Consider the following 518-nt stretch of genomic DNA (forward strand, 5'->3'; position numbering starts at 1 on the left):
TAGAAAGGGGTTTTAGATAAAATTTTCAAAAGCTTATCTAGCATGTCTGATTTTGAATGGGTCTTTCTTGATGGCTCTATAGTTCGAGCGCATCAGCATAGTACAGGTGCAGCTACTGAAAGCTCAGAGTAAATAGGAAAAAGTCGCGGGGGCAACTCAACCAAAATACACTTAGCCGTAGATAGTGGTGGTCTGCCGATTTGCTTTGATTTATCAGAAGGACAACGCCACGATATAGTGCATGCCGAAAGCTTAGTTGAACAACTCGATGAAGTTAATACTATCGTTTGTGATAAAGGATATGACAGCGAACCTTTCCGTACTTTTGTTAAGGAACGTGGCGGAGAAACGGTAATTGCTAAACGCAATTACGGACAAGATATAGATAAAGACAGTATGGATTGGTGTCTATACAAGTATCGTCACTTGGTCGAAAATGCCTTTGGGAGAATTAAGCATTATCGAGCTATTTCAAGTAGATATGACAAGCTAGAAAGGAATTATGCCAGCATGTTATC

At 40.0% G+C, this 518-nt stretch carries 1 pseudogene; it reads left to right on the forward strand.

From position 1 onward, the window contains the following. Positions 1 to 48: 48 nt before the first annotated feature. Positions 49 to 518: pseudogene (locus tag ACTRWI_RS22640) on the forward strand (IS5 family transposase); the annotation flags it as partial.

Source organism: Pseudoalteromonas sp. G5_S1_14_S5, from assembly GCF_054968605.1.